Raw genomic sequence first — 23594 nt, 5'->3', positions numbered from 1 at the left:
GATGATGCTGAATTATTTAGAGTTTGAGCAACCGATTGCGGAACTTGAAGCCAAAATAGAAGAACTTCGCAAAGTAAGCCGCAATGGCGAGTTTGATCTCGGCCTTGAAGAAGAAGTAAACAAGCTGAAGGAAAAGAGCTTAACTCTGACAAAAAAGATCTTCTCAGAATTAGGTGCCTGGCAGGTTGCTCAGTTAGCCCGTCATCCGCTGCGTCCTTACACGCTGGATTACATCAAACATATTTTCACTGACTTTGACGAGTTTGCCGGTGACCGTACTTTTGCTAACGATACCGCTATTGTCTGCGGTACAGCCCGTTTAGGTGACAAAACTGTGATGGTGATTGGTCATCAAAAAGGCCGTGACACCTCAGAGAAAATCAAACGTAACTTTGGTATGCCAAAACCTGAAGGCTACCGCAAAGCTTTACGTATGATGGAAATGGCTGAACGTTTTAATTTGCCTATTATCACCTTTATCGACACGCCTGGTGCTTATCCTGGTGTAGGCGCTGAAGAACGTGGTCAAAGTGAAGCTATTGCCCGTAACCTCAAAGTGATGGCTGGCCTGAAAGTGCCGGTGCTTTGTACTGTGATAGGTGAGGGGGGTTCTGGTGGTGCTTTAGCCATAGGCGTCGGCGATCAGGTCAACATGCTGCAATACAGCACCTACTCGGTGATTTCGCCAGAAGGTTGTGCTTCTATATTGTGGAAGAGTGCTGATAAAGCCCCTATAGCTGCTGATGCTATGGGTATTACAGCGCCACGTTTAAAAGAGCTGAACCTGATTGATGACATCGTCAGCGAGCCTTTAGGTGGTGCGCACCGTAATCATGAACAAATGGCACAAAGCTTAAAGCAGGCCTTATTACGTGACTTAGCCAAGCTGGAAAAGTTAAGTATTGAAGACTTGCTGGACAGACGCTATAAACGTTTAATGTCTTTTGGTTATTGCTAATATACCCGTCGTACTTGAAGCTGCAGCTGGTCAGCGAGCATGGAAAGTAACGGGCGGGGATAAACCCCGCCCCTACAGTCGCCTCGCTGCAACATCAATTACTTAGGGTATAAAAGCCGCCGCAAGGCGGTTTTGTTGTTTAGGATCTATGGTTTTTATGAGCTTAGAGTTCACAGTCTCACTGCGTCAGCCTATCCAACAGCTTGGTTTAAACCAGTTGGTGCTGGGGTTATCCGGTGGGCTGGATTCTATGGTGCTGCTGGAGTTATGCCATCAGCTTACCCAAGACACAGGCATTGGGCTCAAAGCTGTGTATATTCATCATGGCTTAAGTGCCAATGCCGATCAGTGGGCTGATTTTTGCCAGCAGCAGTGCCTTAGACGCCACATTGCTTTTGAAGTGCAAAAAGTACAACTGAACCCTGCAGCCAATATTGAAGCTCAGGCCCGTACTGCCCGTTATTCGGCTTTAGCTGCTTTTGTTATTACTCCACAGACTGCGTTATTAACAGCTCATCATGCCGACGATCAGCTGGAAACTTTACTGCTGGCATTAAAACGTGGCGCCGGTCCTGCCGGTTTATCCGGTATTGCAGCTTTGCAGTCTTTTGCTGCTGGCTGGTTGTTACGACCTTTGCTGGATTTTAGCCGCGAGCAGCTGGAAGTTTTTGCCAAAGAGCAACAGCTGGAGTGGATTGAAGATGAAAGCAATAGCGATACCCGCTTTGACCGTAACTTTTTACGGCTGCAGATCATGCCGTTGTTACAACAGCGCTGGCCAGCATTCCGGCAAAATGCGCTTCGGTCTGTCACTCATATCCAGCAACAACAGCAATTTGTCGAAAAACAGCTGCAGCAGCTATTACCTGCTGTAATGCACGGAGCTGAATTAGATTTAAAACTCTTGACCGAGCAAGACTTCACTACGCAAAAACTGCTGGTGCGCCGCTGGCTGGCTTTAAGCGCGCTTAATCCATCGACGGACTGGCTGGAACGATTTTTTACCGGGCTGATTGGCGCCAAAGCAGATGCTCAGCCTTTATTGGAACTCGATGGCAAACAGATCCGTCGTTTTGCCGACAAAGCTTATATCACTCACAGTACTGAGATTCCTGCTGCCGGAGTTTTTGTTGAACTAAAACCAGGACAGGCAGTGAATACCGATTCAGGTCTGTTTTGTTTGAACCAGCAAAACAAAGGGATGGCACTGCTGGCTACAGACGATCCTTTGTATCTGGTCTTCGGCTTGTTTAGTTTGCCTTTTAAACCGGCTGGTCAGAAGCACAGCAAAGCGCTGAAACAATGGTTGAAGTTATGGGCTATACCGCCATGGCAACGTCTGCAGTTACCTGTGCTGGTGCAAAATAATCAGGTGGTGGCGGTGCTTGGTTTAGCGTCAAATACCGAACCAGAGCAGGCCAATGCCTTTATCGACTGGCAAAAAAGTTAAAGCGAAGCTGAACCAAATAGGGGGCAAAAAAAAGGGCTTTTGGATCTTCTGTCCTTTAGCCCTAATGTACGACGACTAAAACTGGTTCAGACCAGACTTCTCTAAGCCTGATTAAGCAGAGCCACTTTCACCGCGTTTTTACCTGCCTGTTTAGCTTGTGATAAAGCTTCATCAGCACGGCTGAATAATAAAGCAGATTTTTGGTTAGGTGCCAGATGAGCCAGGCCAGCGCTTGCGGTTACGGCAAACTGGCTACAGATATGATGCTGGTTAATAGCTTTGACCAGACGATGAGCGACCAGCTCAGCGGCCAGCGCATCTTCTGCCGTCAGCAATACAGCAAATTCATCTCCGCCGAAACGGAATAAACAATCGCTTGCTCTTAAAGTCTGGCGCATCGCATCAGCCACAGCAATCAGCACATCATCACCGGCTGGATGGCCAAAGTTATCATTGGTGTGTTTAAAATTATCCAGGTCCAACAAAATTAGAGCGCAGGCTTCCTGACGTCTGTTGGCAAGCTGTACGGCCCGTTCAAACTGATCGTCAAAATTCCGTCTGTTGCCAAGGTCTGTCAGACTGTCTTTTAACGCCAATTGCTGTAAACGAACCACCACCAGCGTATTACGCAGCGGATACAACCATTGCCGCTCCAATTGCCACAGCTGATGCTGGATCATCGGAGTAAAGGCTTGTTCTGACTGATAACTTAACTCAGCCAGACATTGATCGTTCAGCATCAACACACTGCGATGCTCAAAACTGCCATCTTCTGAACCCGGAGCCAGGTATTTACCTACTGCGGTTTGTAACTGAATGGAACGCAGAGGCAAAACTTTGCCAGCGGCCATTGAATAAATTTGTAGTTGATCTGCCAGATCCAGACTGGTTTGTAGCTGTTCGGGCAGAGTTGCCGGATCTGCAGACAAACCAGACCAATGTGGCTGACTGGTGATGCCAGCGTAACTGGTGCCACTTAATGCCATATCTTGTAAGCCAAATAATTCCACTGCCGATACTCCAGACAAGATCTAAGATGACTGGAATTTGCAGGTATTGTGCCAGTTTAATAAGTGGATGATCTTATTGATTTTTTCAATTATGCAGTTTGAACTGACGCTTTTTTGACGGCAATAGCTGGCTAAAAATTGCCCTTCACTCAGTGCGCAGAAAATCCAGCAGTTCCGGCATCTGTTGCATCGCATCCTGATAGCCAATTTCTATCAGACGTTTGGTGTAGGATTTTTCAAACAACAGGTAACTGGTTAAGCTGGATTCCGAATGTTGAGTAATGCCAATTAACCGCAATAAACTTCGAACCGCCATGGGCAGTTTTAAAAAGTGCTGGCTGGCAATTTCGTTAAAATTAACGCTGGGGTTGATTAAAAAGCTGTCGACCTTTTTTAAGTCAGTAGGAATATTGTTCGCTTTTAAGGTATCAATGGTTTTATTGATCCTGGTCATTCGCTCTAAATCGGCATTTAAAGTGTCCGAAAAAATGGTATCCAGCAAGTGGCCAGCTACAGTGGCTAAACCCGGATGATGCGGCATAGCATGGCTTAAATCATGAGATCGGGGTTGTTCTAAACCTATAATCAGTATTTTATCCGCACCTAAATGAATAGGTGCGCTGAGCGGAGATAACTGATTGACGGAACCATCGCCGTAATAATGCTGGTGAATACGAACTGAGGGGAATACCAGGGGTATAGAAGCTGAAGCCAATAAATGATGGATACCTAATAAGGTTCTTTGACCACAACGTTTTGCTCTGCGCCATTCTTTGGCGTCATTGCCCTGGAAAAAGGTGATGGAATCGCCTGTGTTATAACTGGACGCTGTAACAGATACACTGGATAAATAGCCGCCCTGAATATTGCGGTCTATACGCTGCAAATCAAGAATGTTGTGCAGCAGTAAACGCAGGGGTTTATTGTCCAGTAAGCTGACAGGTTTTTTATTGGCGTAGTCGGCCTGAAAGGCAGTTAAAAAACCACGTAATAAATGCCAGCCTAAACGCAGATAATCCGAATAATACACATGATGTGTATGGAAATTGCGCCAGACCCACTCGATTTTTCTAACCCCTAAGTGAAAACATGAGGCATAGCAGGCAATACCTGTGGCATTGATGGCTCCTGCTGAAGTGCCACAAATAATTTCAAATGGAATTTTACTGTTGCGTGGGTAATGCAAAGCCAAAGCTTTGAGCACTCCAACCTGATAAGCAGCTCTTGCGCCCCCCCCGGTTAGCAGCAAGGCAACTTTTTTAGTGGTGTTTTCATCTTTTTTACTATCAGTCACTGAAACTTCTTAACTCTTTACAGACTCTCTGTTTATATATTGCTGAAAAGCAAAATAAATGCAACGCTATAGCCAGTTTTTCAACGGCTTAAATATCAGTTATCCGAATTAGTGAAAGGAAAAAACAGAAATGACCGAGAAGGCTCCTGGCGCAGGCCAGCAACAATATTACATAGGTTTAGCTGTAGTGGCTGTGACCCTGATTGCTATTGTCTGGTTTTTCTTCCGATCCGATGATGCAGTAGTGCCGGATGCTGAACCAACTCCGGTACCTACATTGCAGCAACCAGCTCCTGCTGATGTATTAACAGCGGATCAGGAACCTGTAGACAGTTTAACAGTGCAGGCCCAGGATGAAACTCCTTTGCAGGAAACGCCGCTGGATGATGCGGTGGCTGTTGAGCCTACAGTCAAATTACCCAGCCTGGATGAGTCAGATACAGAAGTGAAAACCGGTTTGTTGGGATTACGCTGGAAGGCTGGCTTGGCATCACTTTTTGTCACTGAAGATATGATCCGCCGTTTTGTGGTGAATGTAGACAATATAGCCCAGGGCACTCTGCCAAAAGGTCAGCCACTGTTTCAGCCCATCACAGTCAAATTTGCCACTGTAGCTGCGCAAGATGGAGCTGTACAGCTTGATCCTACTAACTTCGAACGTTATGAGCCTTATCTGCAATTGCTGGAAAGTGTCTCAGTGACTGAAGTGAAACGTTTATTTGAATACTACTATCCGTTGATGCAGGAAGCTTATGCAGAGTTAGGTTACACCGATGCTCAGTTCCGTGTGCGTTTGCAGGACGCTATTAAAGTGCTGTTGGCCACACCAGAAGTAGCACCTCCTATGACACTGGCCAGGCCTAACGTCTATTACACTTATGCTGATCCGGAACTTGAAGCTTTACCATTGGCGCAACGTCAGATGATCCGCTTAGGTCCAGACAATCAAAAACGCCTGAAACGGGTATTAGAAGCCCATCAATTGGTACTGGCTCAGCCTTAATGTCAGCTTTACCCTCTGTTCCTGCTACTTTGCCACGGCGTCACAGCAACCTGGGCCAGAAACTTGGCCTCTGGTTGCTGAAACTACTGGGGGGCTGGAGTATTCAGGGGGAGCTGCCCGCACATAAAAAAATGGTGATAGCTGTCGCCCCTCATACCTCAAATCAGGATTTTTTTGTTGGTATAGCCGCAGCTCTCGCGCTTGATCTTAAAATCCGTTTTTTAGGTAAACACAGTATTTTTGTCTGGCCCTTCAAAGGGCTTTTGTTGTCTTTAGGCGGCATAGCTGTAGACCGCAGCCACCCGCATGGCGTGGTAGGGCAAGTGGTAGCAGAGTTTGAGCAAAGTGATTCGCTGTTATTAGGCTTATCCCCTGAAGGCAGTCGTAAAAAAGTGGAGCATTGGCGCTCAGGTTTTTGGTTTATCGCCAGGCAAGCCAATGTGCCTGTGTGTTTAGTCGGACTGGATTACCAGCACAAGCAACTGGTGTTTGGCCCATGTTTTACTACGGGTGAAAATTTCGACGATGATTTACAGCAGATGTGCACATTTTTTCAGCAAATGACCGCAAAGTATCCGGAAAACGCTTAAGTTCTTGCACAGCGAAAAGCTTTTCAGCATAATGCGCGCACCAGTTTTACTGGTACCTTCAATGGTGGCCTCATCGGTCCTCCCGCAATACTAATTCGTTCACCTGGTCAGATCCGGAAGGAAGCAGCCAAAGCGGATAACGTATGTGCCGGGATGTCGGCTGGTGAGGTCGCCACCCAAACATCCCCACTATTTGTTTGTCCTGTGTTAATCATCATCTATTGTCGAATTTTTACCTGAGTGCTGAATACGGTCTATCACAATCACTGCTGCAAGCAATTGAGCTGTCAGCTTGGGAGCAAAAATATCCACACCATAAGTATCTGACCAACTGAACCAGGACTTCGACACTTCAGCCACTACTTTGCCTTTTTGGCTGATTTTGTATTCGTGTTGCCATAAATTACCATGCATTTCCAGTTCACCAGCTGGACCTGTAACAGTAAAACGGCTGGTCCAGAAGGGCCAAAAGCATTTACGAATAAGCCACTCACTGCCATCGGCACAGAGCAGCCGGCAGGTTGGCATGATGGTCAGGTATTTACGTTTGATTTTTAAAAGCTCAACACCCCGGTTGTCAAACAGGGTTTGGCTGCTGGAGATACTGAAAAACTTCCCTTTAACACTAAAAGCCGCGTTGCCCTGTTCATCTTCAATAATAAAGCTGTCAGTCAGGCTGAATATCTTTTGTTTAATTTTATATTTCATCAGAAAAACTCAGAACAGAAGTGTTCATAACATACGCTAGCTTGGGACGATTTTTCCAGAGATCTGTAGTGAAACTCTGACTTCATCGTATGTATTAAGAGCGGGCTGTACTTATTCCAGCTGCAAAGACCAGCCATATTTAGCCAATATAGCCATATGGACTTCGCTGCCATAGACTTTGGCCCAACTTTGACGTAAATGATCCCGCTGCTGTTGCGTCATGCCACTGCGACTGGCGGCAAAATACACCGGATTGCGGTTGACCACTAAATGTTCGCTGTACAACCTGGCTATATCCGGGTGCTTTTTCGCCCATTCCTGATACTGAGCTCTGTCTTCAATTACACCCAGCACTCTGTTGCGCTCCAGAAAACCCAATTTATGTGAGATGGTGTTGGCATCCAGCAGCTTTTTGGCAAAATCCGGGTTTTGTTGTAACCGTTGATATTCTTCACCATAAAAGGCTTCCCGCAACACGCCAATTTGTCCGGGTAATAGCTTTATGTCGGACAGAGTTTGGGTTTTGATCTGATAATCTTTATGCAGCACTAATACAGCTTCTTCCACATAATGACTGCCAATAAAATCTGCAAACAGCTCCCGTTCCGGGCTTTTTGACATAGTCATCATTAAATCGAGCTGGCCTTCCTGCAACATACTCAGTCCTCTGGACCAGGGCACTTTTACTAACTGCAGTTTGCAGTCGGCTGTAGTGGCTAAGAGCTCAAGCAATTCCAGATGCAAAAAATGCCATAAACCTGGTTCTTTGCTGTTTTGATAATGTTGTTCGGTAATTTGCGCTGATAAAATGCAGTCTGTGGCTTTTTCTGTAGCGAAGATGGCCGAACTAAAAAGGCTAAAAAAAACAATAAGACAGCTGAACTTCATGCCTGAACGGCTCCAACAAAAACTTGTCTTCAGAGCATAGCTGTAAATGAGGAGAAATGGCGAGCAGGAAAAAGGGCATTGTGAAAATGCCCTTGTATAAATGCCCTTGTAAAAAACTGATCCGAGACTCAGCTTCAGCTTTTTTTCTGATGCCGCTGTTTTAATACCTCGAGTACATCATGCAAAGCCAGATCCTGACTTTTCAGTAACACCAACAAGTGATAGATCAAATCCGCAGCTTCGTTTTTTAGCTCTTCTCTATCGCCTACAGTGGCTGCTAAGGCGGTTTCAACTCCTTCTTCCCCGACTTTTTGCGCTATACGTTTTACGCCTTTGGCAAATAAAGAGGCTGTGTAGCTGGAACTTGGGTCAGCGCCGTAGCGGCTGTGGATCACTTGTTCCAGTTGGTCTAAAAAGGCTAAGTCGGGCTGATTGGCGTCTGCTGCATGCCAGCAACTTTCGGTGCCAACATGACAAGTGGGGCCAATAGGCAGGACCAAAGCCAGAATACTGTCCTGGTCGCAATCTGCTGCCATGCTGTGTAACTTCAGTGTATGACCTGAGCTTTCGCCTTTGGTCCATAAGCGGTTTTTACTGCGGCTGAAAAAGGTCAGATCACCAGTTTCCAGGCTTTTTTGCAGCGCCTCTTTATTAGCAAAACCCTGCATCAGCACTTTGCCGGAGCGGGCGTGCTGCACTATGACTGGCAACAAGCCATCACCTTTGCTGAAATCCAGCTGGTCCAGGTTGGTTAAATTCAGTTTCATGGCCTGATCTCCAGCTTACGTTCTAATAAAAATGCTTTTAGCTCTGGTATAGCAATAATGCCTTTGTGAAATACCGAAGCGGCTAAAGCACCGTCTACATCGGCTTGTTCAAATACATCTGCAAAATGCTGCATGCTACCCGCGCCACCACTGGCAATCAGTGGCACTTTGCAGGAGTTTCGTATCAGTTGTAACTGAGTTAAATCATAACCCTGGCGCACGCCATCCTGATTCATACAGTTCAGTACTATTTCACCAGCGCCCAGCTCTTGCACCCCCTTTAACCAGTCAAGCGTTTGCCAGCGGGTTTTTTGGGTGCGGCTTTCATCGCCTGTGAACTGATAGACCTGATATTGGCCTGTTTCTTTATCAAAAAAGCTGTCGATACCAATCACCACACATTGCTGACCAAAGCTATGTTCCAGCTCGCTAATCAGTTCTGGTCGCGCTAAAGCAGGGCTATTCACAGAGATTTTATCTGCGCCCATTTCCAGAATTAATCCGGCGTCAGCGACAGATTTAATACCACCGGCGACACAAAAAGGAATGTCGATCACCTCTGCAATGCGGCGCACCCAGCTTTTATCGACCACACGGCCATCGCTGGACGCGGTAATATCGTAAAATACCAGCTCGTCGGCGCCTTGTTCGGCATAAGCTTTGGCCAGCGGTACTATATCGCCAATGATTTCGTGGTTACGAAACTGCACGCCCTTGACCACTTTGCCATCGCGCACGTCTAAACAAGGAATTAAACGTTTTGCCAGCATTGTATTGCCTCCTCTGCGGTGAACTTACCTTCCAGCAAGGCACGGCCTAAAATCACTCCAGCCACGCCAGTTGGCTTTAAGGCCTTGATGTCAGCTAAAGAGCCAACACCACCAGAGGCTTGCCACTGAATTTGTGGGTACTTTTGCACCAGCTCGGTATACAAAGCCACATTTGGGCCCTGCAAAGTGCCGTCTTTGCTGATATCGGTGCACAGTACATGTTTCGCACCTGCCGCAATAAAGCCATCCAGCACCTGCTCAAGCGTAATAGTTGATTCTTCAATCCAGCCGTGGCTTGGCAGAGTTTTGTCGCCTTTTGCATTAATTGATACATCAAGCGCCAGAACTATTTTGTCGCCGCCATAAGTTCTTAACCAAGCTTGCACTGTTTCTGGTTCCCGAATAGCCACACTGCCTACCACAACACGGCTGGCACCGGCAGCCAGTAACTGCTCTACATCGGCGACTGTGCGCACACCACCACCGACCTGGACTGGCAGAGGCGCGTTTTTCATTAAGGTTGTTAACAGCTCAAGCTGGCGGTCAGCGGCATTTTTTGCCCCTGTTAAATCCACCAGATGTAGAATACCTGCGCCAGCTTCAGCGTATAAATCACGCAGCTGCAATGGGGTTTGCTGATATTCAGTGGTTTTATCGTAGCTGCCCTGGTAGAGCCGCACTGTTTTACCTTGTATTAAATCTATAGCTGGAATAATCACTTTTAATCCTGTAACGGCAGTGCCGAAGAGAGAAGGTTAACCGTTGAAATTTAAAAAGTTCTGCAATAAACGAGCGCCCACAGCACCTGAACGTTCAGGGTGAAATTGCGCGCCCAGCTTATTTCCTTTGCCAATCACAGCGGCAAAATCACTGCCGTAATTGCAGCGGGCTAAGGTGGTATCGGACGGCGCTACCGCAAAACTATGGACAAAATACAGATAGTCTTTTTCGCCTATGCCTTTAAGCAGCGGGTGATTTTGTGCACTCTCTTCCACCTGCAAGGTGTTCCAGCCCATATGAGGTAAACGTAAATCACCGACTTGCATGCGTTTCACCTGACCTGGTATTAAACCTAAACAGTCGACATCACCTTCTTCACTGCGGTCAGTTAAAAGCTGCATGCCCAGGCAAATGCCCAAAAGTGGCTGCTCTGCCTGTTGTAAAGTGGCTATTAAATCGCGTTCACGCAAGTTCGCCATCGCCTGACGGGCAGCACCCACGCCAGGCACTAATAAACGGCTGGCGTTTTTAATCACGCTTAAATCGCGGCTGACTTTGGCATCCACACCTAAACGTTGAAAAGCACAGTACACAGAGCTGATATTGGCACAGCCGGTGTCTACAATCACGAGCGACATTAAAGCACTCCTTTACTGCTTGGCAGCGCTTCACCTGACACTTTAATAGCCTGACCCAAGGCCCGGCCAAAGGCTTTAAATAAACCTTCCACCATATGGTGTTTATTGCCAGGGCTGACGGATAAGTGCAGCGTCATCAGCATGGCATCACTTAAAGAGCGGAAGAAGTGGTGCACCATCTCCAGGTTCATCGTGCCAACAGAACCCTGGCCTAAATCGGCATCAAACTTCAGCAGCGGACGGCCGGATAAATCCAGCACACATTCTGCGCGGCATTCATCCATAGGCAGGACAAAACCAAAGCGGGTAATGCCTTTTTTATTGCCAAGTGCTTGCTTTAACGCCTGACCTAAAGCCAGCGCTGTGTCTTCCACACTGTGGTGATCGTCAATGTGTAAGTCGCCTTTCACTTTTAATTGCAGGCTAAAACCACCGTGGGTGGCAATTTGATCCAGCATATGGTCAAAAAAGCCAACGCCGGTTTCAATGACGTTGCCGCCTTGTTGGTCTAAATCGACATTCACCTGAATATCAGTTTCGCGGGTAACACGATTGACGTTGCCTTTACGGCCTTTGCTTAACAGCTGTTTGGTGATTTCTTTCCAGCCTAAGGTTTCGCGGTCATAACGGAACGAAGGCAGGCCCATATTTTCGGCAAGTTGCACGTCTGTTAAACGGTCGCCAATGACAAAAGAGTTGGTGAAATCCACTTTGCCTTGCTGCAGATAATCTTTAACTAAACCCAGCTTAGGTTTACGGCAGCTGCAGTTGTCTTTATCAAAGTGTGGGCAGATCAAAATATCATCAAAACGAATGCCCTGCGAATTGAGCAACTGCATCATTTTTTCTTGTGGTGCATCAAAAGTTTCACGCGGGAAACTGCTGGTGCCAAGGCCATCCTGATTGGTTACCATCACCAATGAATAACCTGCGGCCTGTAACTTGAGTAATGAAGGCACCAAATCTGGCTCGTAAGCCAGTTTTTCCAGTGAATCCAGTTGTTTATCTACAGCAGGTTCTTCCACCATAGTGCCGTCACGGTCGATAAATAAAATAGCTTTGGCACTCATAAAGACTCCTGTGTTTTTGATAAAGAATAAGATGACATAATTTGTTGTAGCTGCGCCATTTCAGCGGCATTGCCAATGGAGACACGCACCACCTGGCCTAAACCCAGCTGACTGGATTGGTTGCGGATAAGCACACCTTGCTCTGCAATAAAGCTGACCAGTTCAGCCGCATCAGGCACAGCCAGTAGCACATAGTTGGCTTTCGAAGGATACACAAAGCTGACATAGTTCAGATCTTTGGCAAAAGCACTGAAGCTGTCGCGTAAGCTGTGGATTTGCTCCACTGTGGCGCGCATTTTTTGCTGGCCCTGGCTTGATAACGCCAACACTGCAATTTCAGCCACAGGAGCTGGCACAGGGTAGGGCGCTATCATCTGGCGAAGTGCTGCAATGACTGAAGGCTCAGCCAAAGTAAAGCCACAACGCAGGCCTGCCAACGCAAAAGCTTTAGATAAAGTGCGCAGCACCACTAAGTTGCTGTATTGGTTTAATAAACCAGCCACAGAAGCTTCTGGTGCAAACTCAATGTAAGCTTCATCGACTACCACTAAAGCTTTATCTTTATAAAATTCCAGCACATCGACAATTTGCTGACGGGGTATTAAATCGCCTGTTGGGTTATTAGGGCTACAAATAAACACCAATTTTACATTGGCTTTTTGTGCAAATAAGGTCGGCAGATCCAAAGTCAACTCTTGGGTTAAAGGCACTATGTTTACATCCACCAGCTGGCTTTCAGCGCTGATTTTGTACATGCCATAAGTCGGCGGGCAAATGCTGATGGCATCCTGGCCAGGTTCACAGAAGCTACGAATTAACAGTTCAATGCCTTCGTCCGCGCCACGACTGGTCAGCACTTGATTGGTTTCTACGCCAGCATAAGATGCATAAGCGCTGATCAGCTCTTTTGGCTGACAATCCGGGTATCTGTTGTATTGGCCTGAAAGTGTATAGTCTGTTGCCATAGAGTTTTCGTTGGCATTCAGCCAGACCGAGCCGCCGCTCATGCTTAAACGGGCTGAGGCATAAGGCACCAGTTGTTGTACTTTTTGCCTGGCTAAAGAACTGATACGGCTCATGATGGATTTTCCTCTGAAATTTGTGCTGAAAGCTCTAACTCTGCTAAACGATACGACACCGCATTGGCGTGTGCATCCAAACCTTCGGCCTTGGCCAGTTTGACAATAGTTGGGCCTAAATCGCGCATGCCAGATGCTGTTAAAGTCTGCACTGTATAGCGACGATAAAAGTCGGCCAGACTTAAACTGCTGTGATTACGGCTGTAGCCATAAGTCGGCAATACGTGGTTAGTACCACTGGCATAATCACCTGCCGATTCTGGCGTGTAAGGGCCAACAAAAATACTGGCAGCGTTGGTCAGTTTGCCAAGTAAGGCCTGATCGTCAGCGGTTTGAATAATTAAATGCTCTGGTGCGTATTGGTTACTGACCAAAGCCGCTGTCGCTAAATCCGGCGTTAAAATCAGCCTGCTGTTGGCAAGGGCTTTTTTCGCAATTTCAGCCCGAGGTAATAAAGCGGTCTGACGTTTTAATTCGCTGATGGTATTGACCAGTAAAGCTTCAGAAGGGCTTACCAACACCACTTGTGAGTCTGGGCCGTGTTCGGCCTGGGATAATAAATCTGCCGCCACAAAGACCGGATTGGCGTTGTCATCGGCAATCACCAGCACTTCAGAAGGGCCAGCTGGCATATCAATAGCAGCACCACGGGCATCCTGACTGACTTGCTGTTTAGCTTCGGTGACAAACCTGTTGCCAGGGCCAAAAATCTTATCCACTTTGCCGATACTTTCTGTGCCATAGGCCAAAGCAGCAATAGCCTGCGCGCCACCTAAAGTATAAATCTCCGTAATGCCACAAAGTGATGCTGCATAAACAATCTCAGCAGCAATATCAGAAGCCGACGGCTGACCCGGAGGTGTCACTAACACCACTCGGCGGCAACCGGCCAGTTGAGCTGGCACACCCAGCATTAACACAGTCGAAGGCAAAGGTGCGCTGCCACCAGGCACATATAAACCGACCTGATCCAAAGCGCTGTAATTGAGCTCGCAAACCACTCCCGGCTGAGTTTCAATACGGATATTTTCTGGCAACTGAGCCGCATGAAAGGTGCGAATATTACGATACGCAATCTGAATAGCAGTTTTTAGCTCATCAGATAAAGAGGCAATTAAGCTTTGTTGCAGCTCATCAGCCAAACGCAAAGGGTTGCTTTGCAGCTTGTCAAATTCGCGGCTAAACCGCAGCAAAGCAACATCACCTTCGCTTCGCACAGCACGGATAATATCCCGCACAGTTTGTTTTAAACTGTCGGATTCCTGCTGCAGTGGGCGCTCTAATAAAGCCTGCTGTGTTGTTTTATCCAGTTGTTGCCAGTTGCTGATCGGATACAACATGCCTTACTCCATCATCTTTTCAATGGGTAATACTAAAATAGAGCTGGCACCTAAGCCTTTGAGTTGCTCCATGGTTTCCCAGAACAAAGTTTCGCTGCTGACCACATGCAAAGCCACTAAATCATCATTGCCAGCCAGCGGTAATAAAGTTGGGTTTTCTGCGCCTGGCAGCAGAGCTATCACTTCCTGCAAACGAGCGCGTGGCGCGTGCAACATAATGTATTTGCTTTCATTGGCCTGCATCACGCCCTGAATTCGTGGCATCAGTTTTTTAATCAGTTTCAGTTGTTTTTCATCTGCTAAATCGCGGCGCTGGATCAGTACGGCTTTGGAGCGGTAAATCACTTCCACTTCTTTTAAACCATTGGCTTCTAACGTAGCGCCAGTGGAGACTAAATCACAAATGGCGTCGGCTAAACCTGCCCGTGGAGCCACTTCAACCGAGCCTTTTAAATTGACGATACGGCAATTGACGCCCTTTTGTTTTAGATAGCGATTCAGTAAACGTGGGTAAGTAGTAGCAATAGTACGGCCTTCTAAATCTTTGATTGACTGGTAATCTTCTTCCTGCGGCACAGCAATGGACAAGCGGCAGCCACCGAAATCCAGACGGGCCAAAACAGTGTAATCGTAGCTTTCGTTATCCAGTTGGCGCTGCAGTGATACTTCTTCCAGCACGTTTTCGCCAACAAAACCTAAATCACAGACACCATCCATCACTAAACCCGGAATATCATCATCACGTACCCGCAATAAGTCGATATCCATGTTTTCTACATGAGCGATCAGACGTTGTTCACGTAAGTTGATTTTTAAACCGCAGTTGGTCAGCAGCGCCTGAGAGTCTTGCGACAGGCGGCCTGACTTCTGAATGGCGATACGTAATCTATTGGTAGTGACTGTCATGTTATTTATTACCTTATAAAAATTTTAAAACAAAAACCCCGGGATTTTAGCCCCGGGGTTCAGTTGGAATTGGTTTGCACTTTTCCACCAGAGGCTGGTTATAACCTAGCCTCCAATGTCAACACGGACCGGCTAGTCGGATAAATGATGGTGATGATGCCAGTGGATGTTGATAATCATGAAAGTGACTCCTCGTTAAGATGTATACAAGCTAACGGCTTTTTGTCGTTCAGGCAACTGAATTTTTTGCTTCAGCTGTATTTTATTTTAATTCGGAAATTGTTCTATCAGTTTGTTTTGTATGGTTAATTTGGTTGTCTATACAATATTTTACGATAAAAGCTGAATAAGTTATAAAAAAAAGACTCTAACAGATAGAGTGAAAAATAATCAGGTTGTATAGATAAAGTTATTTAATCTGCTGCCGATAACAGGGCAGAGGAGGGGTTTATGGACGTATTGTTTCCCTATTTATACCGACCACCAGGCACGCCGGCTGGACAGCCTGGACCTATGATCGCGCCTGTGTTTAAAGATGCCAAAATCAGCGCTTATGAAAAAGAGGAAAAACGTTTTCTGATTTTACTGAAAGATCAGCAAAAAAAACGTCAGGACAGACGCCGTTCTGACGATTATCCGGCTGCGCCAGAAACCACGCCGGAAGAGGAGCAACACGCAGATGACGAAGGACACTTAGATATTTTTGTCTAGCCAAGGCATAATAGCGCAAATTCTTGCCGGGTCTTGTTTATGCTGTTGTCTGCTGTTTCATCCTTTATCTCTGACTTGTCTTTTTGCTTATGTTAAAACAAGTGCAGCAGGCTTTTGCCGAACAAGGAGCTTTATCTAAAGCTATTGAAGGTTTTAAAGCCCGTGAACCACAAAAGCTGATGGCAGCTTCTGTCACTAAATCTATTGAAAACGGCAATGCGTTATTGGTAGAGGCTGGTACTGGTACAGGTAAAACCTATGCCTACTTAGTACCGGCTTTGTTATCCGGCAAAAAAGTCATTTTATCCACTGGTACTAAAAACCTGCAGGAACAGCTGTATTTCCGTGATTTACCTACAGTATTAAAAGCTCTGGCTTTGCCGGTCGATACGTCGTTATTAAAAGGCCGTTCCAACTATTTATGTTTATTTCGCTTAGATCAGCATTACCAGCATGTGCCAACCGCAGATGCTGCTGTGATTAATGATTTAAGCCTGATCAAAAAATGGTCCAACGAAACCCAAAGTGGCGATATAGGCGAGCTGACTTATATAGCTGAAGACTCCAAAGCTTTACCGCTTGTGACCAGTACGACTGACAATTGCTTAGGTAAAGACTGTCCATCCTATGAAGATTGTTATCTGTTACGTGCTCGTAAAAAGGCCATGCAGGCCGATTTAGTGGTAGTGAACCACCATTTGTTTTTTGCTGATATGGCACTGAAAGACACAGGTTTTGGTGAGTTGTTGCCCAATATGGATGTGGTGATCTTTGATGAAGCCCACCAAATTCCCGATATCGCCAGTGAGTATTTTGGCGAAACCTTGTCCAGCCGTACTTTGCTGGAGCTCTGTAAAGAACTGGAACTGATTTGTAAAACAGAGCTTAGGGATCATCCACAGTTAAGCAAAACAGCAGACAAGCTGGCGACATTAGTGCGGGACTGGCGACTGTTATGGTCCGACGAACCTGAACGGGGTAACTGGCGGGACAGCAGCAAAAGACCTGATGTGCAGCTGGCGTTAACCCGGGTATCTGAAGCCATGGGCATGTTGTATCAGGTATTGAAAGGCAGTCTAGGCCGTAACGAAGTGGTGGATCACTGTTTTGAGCGGCTGGCTTTAGCTAAAACTCAGCTGGAAAAGCTACAGGATGTCAGTAAAACCGGCGTCAGTTTTTGGTATGAAACCACCCGGCAACACATTAGCCTGCATTTAACACCTTTGAGTATTGCCGATAAATTCCGAGAGTTGGTTTTTGCAGAAAAACGCAGCTGGATTTTTACCTCAGCGACTTTGTCGGTGGATCAGGGGTTTGCCCACTATATTGAGCAAATGGGCTTGCAGCAGGCCGACACCTTGTTGCTCGACAGCCCTTTTGATTATGAACAACAGGCCATGTTGCTGGTGCCTCGTTATTTACCTGAACCCAACGATGCCCGTATGGGCAAAGCGCTGCTAAAATTGGCTGTGCCTTTAATTGAAGCCAATCAGGGCCGCTGTTTTTTCCTCTTTACCAGCCACCGTATGCTGCAGTGGATGGCGAACGAACTGCCACAGCATTTGTCTTTGCCAGTGCTGGTGCAGGGCACCACCAGTAAACGATTATTGCTGGAACAGTTTGTTGAAACCAAACATGCGGTACTGCTTGGAACCGGCAGTTTTTGGGAAGGTGTTGATGTACGGGGCGATACCTTAAGCTGCGTCATCATCGACAAGCTGCCTTTTGCATCGCCTGACGACCCTTTATTACAGGCACGCAACGAAGATTGTCAGATGAAGGGGCTGGACCCTTTTGCTTTAGTGCAATTGCCACAAGCTGTGATCACCTTAAAACAAGGCGTTGGCCGTCTAATTCGTGATGTATCAGACCGTGGTGTCTTGGTGATTTGTGATAACAGATTAGTCACCCGGCCTTATGGCTCTGTGTTTTTGAAAAGCTTACCGCCGATGCGCCGCAGCCGGGATTTACAGGCTGCAGTGAAGTTTTTAGAAGATTTACCCAAATAAAAATGTAGAAAGGAGTAGTCTGTTGAAATTACTGGCATTAGATACCTCAACCGAAGCTTGTTCAGTGGCTTTAACTGTTGATGGCAAAATCTGGACTTTAGACGAGGTTTGCCCGCAGCAGCACAGCAAACGTATTTTGCCTATGGTGCAACAGCTATTGTCTGAAGCTGGTTTAACTTTGCAGCAACTGGATGGTTTGGTATTTGGCAAAGGCCCTGGCAGTTTTACCGGTGTGCGGATAGGTGTTGGTGTATGTCAGGGTCTGGCTTTTGGCGCTGATTTGCCCGTTTATGGGGTATCGACGCTGGCCGCTATGGCGCAGGCCGCGCACAGATTGCATCAGGCCCATCAGGTGGTATCTGCCATAGATGCCCGGATGAATGAAGTTTATCTGGCCAGTTTTCAGCTGGATGATCAGGGTGTAATGCAGGCGTTAAGTACTGAAGTTGCAGCTAAACCAACCGCCTTGCCTGGTCCGGTCTTAAAAGGCCATATTTGCGCTGTAGGAACAGGTTGGCAAACCTATCCACAACAGTTGGAAGACTGGCACAAAACTGGCAACAGTGGATCAGAGGATCTTGCTGCGGTTCACCATAGTCCTGTGATTCTGTACCCTTCAGCGCAGGATATGTTGAGTCTGGCGGCAATTCCGTTCCGGCAGGGGCAGTTTATTGCCGCAGAAACGGCAGAACCCACCTATGTCAGAGACGAAGTGACCTGGCAAAAATTACCCGGGAGGTAAAGCCGGCAATAGTGACTTTGAATTCAAGACGGGCGGGGACAAGCCCAGCCCCAGCGTCGCTTTGCTGCAACGGGAATGGGTTAGGGGATGAAGATTTAACAAAAGCGACTTGGCGAAATTTTTTGCTAAGTTATACTGGCATCAAATAAAGGCAGATTGCGAGCAGTTATGACAATAGCCGTTAGCCGTGATGTACCCCAAAGTCCTCATGTTGGGCTGGTATTTCAGGGCAATAAAACTAAAGCCGTTGAGGCTGAACCACAAAATAAAACCACACTGGTGCCATCAGGTTCCGGTGTGCGTGTTGATGCTGAAGCTTTGTCTATGCTGGACGAGCAGGAAGCGCAAAAACGTACTATGTACGACCAGCCCAAACAGCGTAATCAACAGGCTTTAGATGCCTACGAAATGTTTGCCAATCAGGATAAACGCGAAAAAGTTCAGCAAATGTTTAGTCTGGATCTGTACGCTTAAGTCTAAATTCCTCTCTGAAACAATTAGTTCAAAATTCATAACTACAAAACCAATGAAAGTATTTTTATTGTGTTTTATGCTGTCTTTTAATAATAAAAATGGATGGCGCTGATGTTTGACAGCAAGGTATTTCGATTGTGGTTTATTGCTGCTTTGGCGGTGTGGGTTGTGCTTTTTAGCCAGTTTAATCAACTCAGTTTCTTAATAGAGCATTGGTATTATCCGGCCATTATGGTTGCCGGTGCTTTTGTCGCAGGTGTCACTCCTGAAGGCGGTGGAGCCGTCGCTTTTCCGGTGCTGAATATTTTCCTCAATATAGACCGCACTATGGCGCGGGATTTTAGCCTGATGATCCAAAGTATTGGCATGACCAGTGCCAGTATTTTTATCTTAACTCACAAAGCTAACCGACTAAAAACCTACAGGCCTTTATTGGTGTTTATCCCTGTTGCTTTTGTTGGTTTCGTTTTGGGCATGCAACTGCTGCAACAACTGCCTGTGTACATTATGCAGGCGCTGTTTTTAAGCCTGATCACCAGTTTTTCTGTGGTCTACAGCTTTGGCAAACACAGAGGCAGCAAAGCCACTTTAGATCCGAATAAACCTATGGATTTTGTGTTGTTGCTGCTGATGCTACTGGCAGGTGGCATGTGTGCCAGCTTGTTTGGCACAGGCGCAGATATTATTTTGTACACTTTGCTGGTGACCCGTTTTCGCATGCAGGAAAAAGTGGCCACTCATATGAGTATTATGCTGATGGCTGCTATCAGTGTTTTGGGTTACGCCTACAGGCATTTTGTTGATCAGGGTTTAACCGGCTATCAGGTGCAAACCTGGTTATGTGCCTACCCTGTGGTATTGCTGATGGCGCCTCTGGGGGCTTATGTACTGCATCGAATTAATAAAGAAATTATGTTGTATGCGATAGCTGTGCTGAATATTGCTCAGCTACTGTATTTCCTCTGTTATAACCCTTCGGTGGACAAGCTGATTTGGGCTGCTGTATTTACCTTATTGCTCTCTACTGGCTTTGTGCTGTTGATCCGTAGCCTGAGCCGCCAGACACAAGCTGTTGATCAGTCGCAGCTTGCTGTGTCGCACTAAAGGATCCAAAAACAGCTGCTGAACGTATATACAAGCATCCAATTCAGGAGTTTGTGTATATGGCTCGTTATTGTTTAATTACAGGTGCCAGTTCAGGCTTAGGTCGCGAGCTGGCTATCCAATATGCTGATGCTGGCTGGCAAGTGATAGCTGTGGCCCGTTCAGTTAATGCGTTGAACGAGTTGCATCAACAACACAGTAGTATTCATGCTTTTCCGTTAGATTTAACTGACACAGAGTTGCTGTCTGCTGCTATAGAACAGCTTGCACAACAAATTCCGGCTCTGGATTTAGTTATCCTCAACGCAGGCAGCTGCGATTATGTTGATGCGGCCAATCTACCTCTGGATGTTTTCGGTCTACCCCGGTGGGTCGCAGGGCTAGAGCGTGAGTGTTAATTTTTTATTCAGGTTGTTTAACAAACGATCTAGCTAACGGAAAAGACGAAGCTAAACGTGCCTGTTTCGTCCCAAAAATACACAAACCACGAGCTGAAACTGCTTAAAAAAACGTTCGCGATCTTGCCCTGCGGTGGGTAGCTAGCAACTGACCAAAACACTAGCTTAATACCAGATACTGCCTTTTTTGAACTGTAACTCCGTGAACCTGAACGTATTCTCTGAACACATTTTAAGCATCGGTGAACCTCGTCAACACACCAAAATTACCTATCAATTATTAGATTTGCTGTTTTGAAACTTTGCACAGTGATTTCTGGTTGTTATGTTTTTGAAAGTTTTGGTGAAGTCAGACTTAATTGAATAGTGAAGCTTTGATTCTATGCTGACTGATGATCAGGTTATTGCTATTGATTGAAAAACGCTGTGTAGTTCGCATAACTGTTCTAGCTGACGCTCTGGCATTCATGTTGGCAATGCCTTTTTTGGCGCTGATACTATGTGCCTGAGGTGCCAAAGCAAGAGAAAAATCAAAGCGATACCAGAGATGTGAGTTTTACTGGAACTAAAAGGGGTTGATTAGTGAGTAATGGTACTTATGAAGGATAGAACTCAAGGTGTATCCGAAAAGGGATCATTGATAGAGTGTGTTTTGAGTCAATGTTCCTCCTAATCGATGTTTCGTAAGCGAAGTGTTTGCCTAATGTGTTTTTTTTATCACTGACGATAATTTTCTGTTAATTTTGCATGTGTTTGTGATAGTTTGAATAATTTTTGATTGGCAAGTAATTCTTTGTTAAATTTTTTCTAAAAAATTTTATTTAAAAATAGTGCGCGCATGAAGTTGCAAGGTGCGAGCTTTCATTTTTTTATGTTGGTCAATAAGCAGTTTAGCTAACTTGGCAGACGAAACTAACTATGTTGGTTTCGCTAAAGGTTACAAGCAAAAACGATATTAAATTTTCAAAAAAACGTCGTAACCTTGCGCTGCTTGAAATAACAATCTGTAACAGGGATGTCTTATGAAGCTGATTTATTCGGTTTGCCGTTTTACCTCATTATTTTTCCTTATTTTTGTTTCGTTTCATGCGTTGTCTGTGCCTGTGGCGCCACAAAAACCTACAGTATCGGCTGGAGTTGCAGCGAACTCTATGAATGTTTCATGGAATGCTGTGAATAAGGCTGTCAGTTATAATGTGATTCAGTATAAAAATGGGCAATGGTTTCTTGTCCAGACAGTTAGTAGTCCTGGAGCCGTATTTGTTGGAGTTGAGGGCAATACTTACCAATATGTAGTGAATGCTTGTGACTCGTTAGGTGAATGCTCGTTTAATTCAGAGTTGAGTACCCCGTTTGTTATTATGGCCAGGGTGGTACAGCCAGCACTTTCGGTAGCAGCGGGTACTTATACCAACTCAGTCAGTGTGTCGTTGTCAACAAGTACGGCTGGAGCGACCATTCGTTATACAACGAACAATACTCAGGTTTCTGCCAGTTCTCCGGTGTACAGCGGTCCAGTGGTATTAAGCCAGACAGCGACTTTACGCGCGGTAGCATATAAATCTGGCATGCTTGACAGCTTTGAAAACGCAGCAGTTTACACTATTCATTACCAGGTGAGCACATCTGCAGGCAGTGGAGGTAGCTTCAGTCCCTCAAGCCGGACTGTAGCTAATGGAGGAACTACTACATTTACGGTGACACCAGCGGTGGGGTATTCGATCCAGTCGGTCACTGGCTGTGGCGGAACGCTCAGTGGCAGCACTTATACGACCGGAGCTATTTCAGCGGCTTGTACAGTAAGCGCCAGTTTTAGCCTGAAGAGTTATGCAGTCAGTGCATCGGCAGGGGCGGGAGGAAGCATCAGCCCGACGTCCAAAGTGGTCACTCATGGCAGCAGCACCAGTTTTACAGTGACCCCGAGTACTGGTTATCACATCAGTGCAGTCAGTGGTTGTGGTGGCACGTTAAGTGGAACGACTTATACCACAGGGGGGATCACGGGAGCTTGTACCGTGAGTGCCAGTTTTAGCCTGAACAGTTATGCGGTTAGCACATCGGCAGGGGCGGGAGGAAGCATCAGCCCGACATCCAAAGCGGTGAATCATGGCAGCAGCACCAGTTTTACGGTGACTCCCAATACTGGCTATAGCATTGGGGCAGTCAGTGGCTGTGGCGGAACGCTCAGTGGCAGCACTTATACGACCGGAGCTATTTCAGCGGCTTGTACAGTGAGCGCCAGTTTTAGCCTGAACAGTTATGCAGTCAGTGCATCGGCAGGGGCGGGAGGAAGCATCAGCCCGGCGTCCAAAGTGGTCACTCATGGCAGTACCACCAGTTTTACAGTGACCCCGAGTACTGGTTATCACATCAGTGCAGTCAGTGGTTGTGGTGGCACGTTAAGTGGAACGACTTATACCACCGGGGGGATCACGGGAGCTTGTGCTGTGAGTGCCAGTTTTAGTCTGAACAGTTATGCGGTTAGCACATCGGCAGGGACGGGGGGAAGTATCAGTCCGACATCCAAAGTGGTCACTCATGGCAGCAGCACCAGTTTTACGGTGACTCCCAATACTGGCTATAGCATTGGGGCAGTCAGTGGCTGTGGCGGAACGCTCAGTGGCAGCACTTATACGACCGGAGCTATTTCAGCGGCTTGTACAGTGAGCGCCAGTTTTAGCCTGAACAGTTATGCAGTCAGTGCATCGGCAGGGGCGGGAGGAAGCATCAGTCCGACGTCCAAAGCGGTCACTCATGGCAGCAGCACCAGTTTTACAGTGACCCCGAGTACTGGTTATCACATCAGTGCAGTCAGTGGTTGTGGTGGCACGTTAAGTGGAACGACTTACACCACAGGGGGGATCACGGGAGCTTGTGCCGTGAGTGCCAGTTTTAGCCTGAACAGTTATGCGGTTAGCACATCGGCAGGGGCGGGAGGAAGTATCAGTCCGACATCCAAAGCGGT

The 23594-nt window shown here is 46.6% G+C and carries 23 protein-coding genes and 1 other RNA gene; 12 read left to right on the top strand and 12 right to left on the bottom strand.

The genetic code is table 11. From position 1 onward, the window contains the following. Position 1 precedes the first annotated feature (1 nt). Together accA and tilS are read left to right on the top strand one after the other, a co-directional pair. Positions 2-958 (top strand): acetyl-CoA carboxylase carboxyl transferase subunit alpha, encoded by a 957-nt coding sequence (gene accA, locus J2W69_RS18410; protein ID WP_310281234.1) that lies wholly within the window; start codon positions 2-4, stop codon positions 956-958. 157 nt (positions 959-1115) lie between these two features. Then, on the top strand, positions 1116-2408 hold the full coding sequence (tilS, locus tag J2W69_RS18405) for a tRNA lysidine(34) synthetase TilS (RefSeq protein ID WP_310281232.1): 1293 nt from the start codon (positions 1116-1118) through the stop codon (positions 2406-2408). A 101-nt stretch (positions 2409-2509) separates the two neighbouring features. On the opposite strand, the gene J2W69_RS18400 is transcribed toward tilS, so the two are convergent. Together J2W69_RS18400 and J2W69_RS18395 are read right to left on the bottom strand one after the other, a co-directional pair. After that, on the bottom strand, positions 2510-3418 hold the full coding sequence (locus J2W69_RS18400; protein ID WP_310281230.1) for a GGDEF domain-containing protein: 909 nt from the start codon (positions 3416-3418) through the stop codon (positions 2510-2512). A gap of 145 nt (positions 3419-3563) precedes the next feature. Further along, the gene (locus J2W69_RS18395) at positions 3564-4712 is read right to left on the bottom strand and encodes a patatin-like phospholipase family protein (protein ID WP_310281228.1); all 1149 of its coding nucleotides are present in this window, start codon (positions 4710-4712) and stop codon (positions 3564-3566) included. 130 nt (positions 4713-4842) lie between these two features. On the opposite strand from J2W69_RS18395, the gene J2W69_RS18390 reads away from it, so the two are divergent. The 3 genes from J2W69_RS18390 (at position 4843) to ffs (ending at position 6474) form a co-directional block, all read left to right on the top strand. Then, entirely contained in the window at positions 4843-5715 is an 873-nt protein-coding gene (locus tag J2W69_RS18390) for a DUF3014 domain-containing protein (RefSeq protein WP_310281226.1), read from the top strand. Further along, the gene (locus J2W69_RS18385) at positions 5715-6305 is read left to right on the top strand and encodes a 1-acyl-sn-glycerol-3-phosphate acyltransferase (RefSeq protein ID WP_310281224.1); all 591 of its coding nucleotides are present in this window, start codon (positions 5715-5717) and stop codon (positions 6303-6305) included. Before J2W69_RS18390 ends, J2W69_RS18385 begins: the two co-directional genes overlap by 1 nt. A gap of 71 nt (positions 6306-6376) precedes the next feature. After that, positions 6377-6474, top strand: an RNA gene (gene ffs, locus J2W69_RS18380) — signal recognition particle sRNA small type. A gap of 38 nt (positions 6475-6512) precedes the next feature. Here the strand turns inward: ffs and J2W69_RS18375 are convergent. The 10 genes from J2W69_RS18375 to hisG all read right to left on the bottom strand — a co-directional run bounded on the left by J2W69_RS18375 (position 6513) and on the right by hisG (position 15191). Continuing rightward, positions 6513-7013: an LURP-one-related/scramblase family protein gene (locus tag J2W69_RS18375; RefSeq protein WP_310281222.1), complete on the bottom strand. Its 501-nt coding sequence runs from the start codon at positions 7011-7013 to the stop codon at positions 6513-6515. Between the two features lie 111 nt (positions 7014-7124). Further along, entirely contained in the window at positions 7125-7901 is a 777-nt protein-coding gene (locus J2W69_RS18370; RefSeq protein ID WP_310281220.1) for a substrate-binding periplasmic protein, read from the bottom strand. 134 nt (positions 7902-8035) lie between these two features. Next, positions 8036-8668: a bifunctional phosphoribosyl-AMP cyclohydrolase/phosphoribosyl-ATP diphosphatase HisIE gene (gene hisIE, locus J2W69_RS18365; RefSeq protein WP_310281218.1), complete on the bottom strand. Its 633-nt coding sequence runs from the start codon at positions 8666-8668 to the stop codon at positions 8036-8038. Beyond that, the gene (gene hisF / locus J2W69_RS18360) at positions 8665-9438 is read right to left on the bottom strand and encodes an imidazole glycerol phosphate synthase subunit HisF (RefSeq protein WP_310281215.1); all 774 of its coding nucleotides are present in this window, start codon (positions 9436-9438) and stop codon (positions 8665-8667) included. The genes hisIE and hisF overlap by 4 nt, the downstream gene beginning before the upstream one ends. Next, positions 9420-10157 (bottom strand): 1-(5-phosphoribosyl)-5-[(5-phosphoribosylamino)methylideneamino]imidazole-4-carboxamide isomerase, encoded by a 738-nt coding sequence (hisA, locus tag J2W69_RS18355; protein ID WP_310281213.1) that lies wholly within the window; start codon positions 10155-10157, stop codon positions 9420-9422. The genes hisF and hisA overlap by 19 nt, the downstream gene beginning before the upstream one ends. 36 nt (positions 10158-10193) lie before the next feature. Then, positions 10194-10796 carry an imidazole glycerol phosphate synthase subunit HisH gene (gene hisH / locus J2W69_RS18350; protein ID WP_310281211.1) on the bottom strand — a complete coding sequence of 201 codons (603 nt, stop codon included), beginning with the start codon at positions 10794-10796 and terminating at the stop codon, positions 10194-10196. Continuing rightward, the gene (hisB, locus tag J2W69_RS18345; RefSeq protein ID WP_310281209.1) at positions 10796-11866 is read right to left on the bottom strand and encodes a bifunctional histidinol-phosphatase/imidazoleglycerol-phosphate dehydratase HisB; all 1071 of its coding nucleotides are present in this window, start codon (positions 11864-11866) and stop codon (positions 10796-10798) included. The genes hisH and hisB overlap by 1 nt, the downstream gene beginning before the upstream one ends. Next, complete coding sequence (hisC, locus tag J2W69_RS18340; RefSeq protein ID WP_310281207.1) at positions 11863-12945, bottom strand: histidinol-phosphate transaminase; 1083 nt, start codon at positions 12943-12945, stop codon at positions 11863-11865. The genes hisB and hisC overlap by 4 nt, the downstream gene beginning before the upstream one ends. Then, entirely contained in the window at positions 12942-14285 is a 1344-nt protein-coding gene (gene hisD, locus J2W69_RS18335; RefSeq protein WP_310281204.1) for a histidinol dehydrogenase, read from the bottom strand. The genes hisC and hisD overlap by 4 nt, the downstream gene beginning before the upstream one ends. Positions 14286-14288: 3 nt before the next feature. Beyond that, positions 14289-15191, bottom strand: coding sequence for an ATP phosphoribosyltransferase (gene hisG, locus J2W69_RS18330; protein ID WP_310281202.1), 903 nt, complete (start codon positions 15189-15191; stop codon positions 14289-14291). Between the two features lie 450 nt (positions 15192-15641). On the opposite strand from hisG, the gene J2W69_RS18325 reads away from it, so the two are divergent. The 7 genes from J2W69_RS18325 to J2W69_RS18295 all read left to right on the top strand — a co-directional run. Then, positions 15642-15902: a hypothetical protein gene (locus tag J2W69_RS18325; RefSeq protein ID WP_310281200.1), complete on the top strand. Its 261-nt coding sequence runs from the start codon at positions 15642-15644 to the stop codon at positions 15900-15902. Positions 15903-15991: 89 nt separating this feature from the next. Further along, positions 15992-17911, top strand: a complete 1920-nt coding sequence (locus tag J2W69_RS18320) for a DNA repair helicase YoaA (protein ID WP_310281198.1) — start codon at positions 15992-15994, stop codon at positions 17909-17911. Between the two features lie 22 nt (positions 17912-17933). After that, on the top strand, positions 17934-18653 hold the full coding sequence (tsaB, locus tag J2W69_RS18315) for a tRNA (adenosine(37)-N6)-threonylcarbamoyltransferase complex dimerization subunit type 1 TsaB (RefSeq protein WP_310281196.1): 720 nt from the start codon (positions 17934-17936) through the stop codon (positions 18651-18653). A gap of 168 nt (positions 18654-18821) precedes the next feature. After that, complete coding sequence (locus J2W69_RS18310) at positions 18822-19127, top strand: hypothetical protein (RefSeq protein ID WP_310281194.1); 306 nt, start codon at positions 18822-18824, stop codon at positions 19125-19127. A 111-nt stretch (positions 19128-19238) separates the two neighbouring features. Next, complete coding sequence (locus J2W69_RS18305; RefSeq protein ID WP_310281190.1) at positions 19239-20231, top strand: sulfite exporter TauE/SafE family protein; 993 nt, start codon at positions 19239-19241, stop codon at positions 20229-20231. Between the two features lie 59 nt (positions 20232-20290). Beyond that, entirely contained in the window at positions 20291-20629 is a 339-nt protein-coding gene (locus J2W69_RS18300; protein ID WP_310281188.1) for an SDR family NAD(P)-dependent oxidoreductase, read from the top strand. Positions 20630-21651: 1022 nt separating this feature from the next. Then, positions 21652-23594 (top strand): chitobiase/beta-hexosaminidase C-terminal domain-containing protein (locus J2W69_RS18295; protein ID WP_310281186.1); only part of this gene is annotated, 1943 nt, incomplete at its 3' end.

Source organism: Rheinheimera soli, assembly GCF_031457405.1.
In the GTDB taxonomy this organism is placed as follows: Bacteria; Pseudomonadota; Gammaproteobacteria; order Enterobacterales; family Alteromonadaceae; genus Pararheinheimera; species Pararheinheimera soli_A.
Note: the sequence above shows the minus strand (reverse complement) of the source record. Positions and strands in the feature narration are given on the sequence as shown.